Source organism: Pseudomonas sp. 2995-3, from assembly GCF_002742565.1.
In the GTDB taxonomy this organism is placed as follows: Bacteria; Pseudomonadota; Gammaproteobacteria; order Pseudomonadales; family Pseudomonadaceae; genus Aquipseudomonas; species Aquipseudomonas edaphica.
On record NZ_LJSB01000131.1, the window covers coordinates 1 to 2,886 of the forward strand.

Annotated in this window: 1 protein-coding gene; it reads right to left on the reverse strand. The window is 56.7% G+C overall.

All coding sequences use genetic code 11. The features are described 5' to 3' along the window. Positions 1 to 2,886: immunoglobulin-like domain-containing protein (locus tag AOA62_RS06410; RefSeq protein WP_368665707.1), on the reverse strand; the 2,886-nt coding region annotated here is incomplete at both ends.

Consider the following 2,886-nt stretch of genomic DNA (forward strand, 5'->3'; position numbering starts at 1 on the left):
GTCAGTACCGGCCTTGTTGCTCAAGGTCGCGGTGTACGTAATCTGACCACCTTCATTGACTGCGCTTGGCGCGGTCAACGTGACGGTAGTGGTGTTATCAGTACCCGGAGTATCGGTGACAGTGGTGCTGACAGGCGTAGTACCTGGCACCAGGTTTTCGAAGTGCTCACCGCCAGTCACGTTAGTAATAGCGGTAGTGACGGTCTGGTCGCCCTTGTACACGTCATCTGGAGCTACAACGGTCACGTTGCCGCTGGACTGATTAACGCCGATGGTGATGGTCTGGCCGTTATCCAGGGTCACGGTCAGCGGGCTGGTGATGTTGGTCACCGCATTGCCCGACTTATCGACCAGCGACGCGGTGTAAACGATGTTGCCGCCTTCGCCCACTGTGGTCGTTGCGGTCAGCACCACATCCACTTTGTCGATAGTGTCGTTAATGGTCGTAGTTGCACCATCACCAGCCACTTCCAGTTTTTCGAAGTTACCGCCAGTGGTGTCGGTGATCTTGACGGTCTGAGTGCTCTTGTCGATGAACACGTCATCGCTAGGCGCTGCAACAGTCACGGAGCCGACGGTATCGCCAGCTTTGATGGTGATAGTCGAGCCGTTATCCAACTTCAGGGTTACGTCAGTACCGGCCTTGTTGCTCAAGGTCGCGGTGTACGTAATCTGACCACCTTCATTGACTGCGCTTGGCGCGGTCAACGTGACGGTAGTGGTGTTATCAGTACCCGGAGTATCGGTGACGGTGGTGCTAACAGGCGTAGTGCCTGGCACCAGATTCTCGAAGTGCGCGCCGCCGGTCACGTTAGTGATGGCGGTGGTAACGGTTTGGTCGCCTTTGTACACGTCATCTGGAGCTACAACGGTCACGCTGCCGTTCGATTGGTTCACACCGATGGTAATGGTTTGGCCGTTATCCAAAGTCACAGTCAGTGGGTTGGTGATGTTGGTCACCGCATTACCCGACTTGTCGACCAGCGACGCGGTGTAAACGATGTTGCCGCCTTCACCAACGGTGGTGGTGGCGGTCAGAACGACATCGACTTTGTCGATGGTGTCGTTAATGGTGGTGGTTGCGCCGTCGCCTGCGACTTCCAGTTTTTCGAAGTTGCCGCCAGCAGTGTCGGTGATCTTGACCGTCTGAGTGCTCTTGTCGATGAACACGTCATCGCTAGGCGCAGGGACAGTCACGGTGCCGACGGTGTCGCCAGCCTTGATGGTGATGGAAGAGCCGTTATCGAGTTTCAGGGTTACGTCAGTACCGGCCTTGTTGCTCAAGGTGGCGGTGTAAGTGATCTGGCCACCTTCGTTGACGGCACTTGGCGCGGTCAGCGTGACGGTCGTGGTGTCCGCAGTGCCAGGTGTATCCGTGACGGTGGTATTCACCGGCGTTGTGCCCGGCACCAGGTTTTCGAAGTGCTCGCCGCCGGTCACGTTGGTGATGGCGGTAGTAACGGTCTGGTCGCCCTTGTACACGTCATCCGGTGCTACAACGGTCACGCTGCCGTTCGACTGGTTCACACCGATGGTGATGGTTTGGCCGTTATCGAGAGTGACGGTCAACGGGTTGGTGATGTTAGTCACCGGCGCGCCGTTTTTATCCACAAGGCTGGCGGTGTAGACGATGTTGCCGCCTTCGCCAACGGTGGTTGTTGCGGTCAGCACCACATCGACTTTGTCGATGGTGTCGTTGATCGTGGTGGTTGCGCCGTTACCTGCAACTTCCAGTTTCTCGAAGTTACCGCCAGCAGTGTCAGTGATCTTGACGGTCTGGGTGCTCTTGTCGATGAACACGTCATCGCTAGGCGCAGGGACGGTTACGGTGCCGACGGTGTCACCAGCTTTGATGGTGATGGTCGAGCCGTTATCGAGTTTCAGGGTTACGTCAGTACCGGCCTTGTTGCTCAAGGTCGCGGTGTACGTAATCTGACCACCTTCATTGACTGCGCTTGGCGCGGTCAACGTGACGGTAGTGGTGTTATCAGTACCCGGAGTATCGGTGACGGTGGTGCTGACAGGCGTAGTACCTGGCACCAGGTTTTCGAAGTGCTCACCGCCAGTCACGTTAGTAATAGCGGTAGTGACGGTCTGGTCGCCCTTGTAAACGTCATCCGGAGCGACAACGGTCACGCTGCCATTCGACTGATTAACGCCGATGGTAATGGTTTGGCCATTGTCCAACGTCACGGTCAGCGGACTGGTGATGTTGGTCACTGCCGCGCCGTTTTTATCCACAAGGCTGGCGGTGTAGACGATGTTGCCGCCTTCGCCGACGGTGGTGGTGGCGGTCAGAACGACATCGACTTTGTCGATGGTGTCGTTAATGGTGGTGGTTGCGCCGTCGCCTGCGACTTCCAGTTTTTCGAAGTTGCCGCCAGTGGTGTCAGTGATCTTGACCGTCTGGGTGCTCTTATCGATGAACACGTCATCGCTAGGCGCAGGGACGGTTACGGTGCCGACGGTGTCACCAGCCTTGATGGTGATGGTCGAGCCGTTATCCAACTTCAGCGTTACATCAGTACCCGCTTTATTGGAAAGCGTAGCGGTATACGTAATCTGACCGCCTTCGTTGACGGCACTTGGCGCGGTCAGCGTGACAGTAGTGGTGTTATCAGTACCCGGAGTGTCGGTGACGGTAGTGCTGACCGGCGTAGTACCTGGAACCAGATTTTCGAAGTGCTCACCGCCGGCCACATTAGTGATAGCGGTAGTGACGGTCTGGTCGCCCTTGTACACGTCATCCGGAGCTACAACAGTGACGTTGCCGCTGGACTGATTAACGCCGATGGTGATGGTCTGGCCGTTATCGAGAGTGACGGTCAACGGGTTGGTGATGTTAGTCACCGGCGCGCCGTTTTTATCCACAAGGCTGGCGGTGTG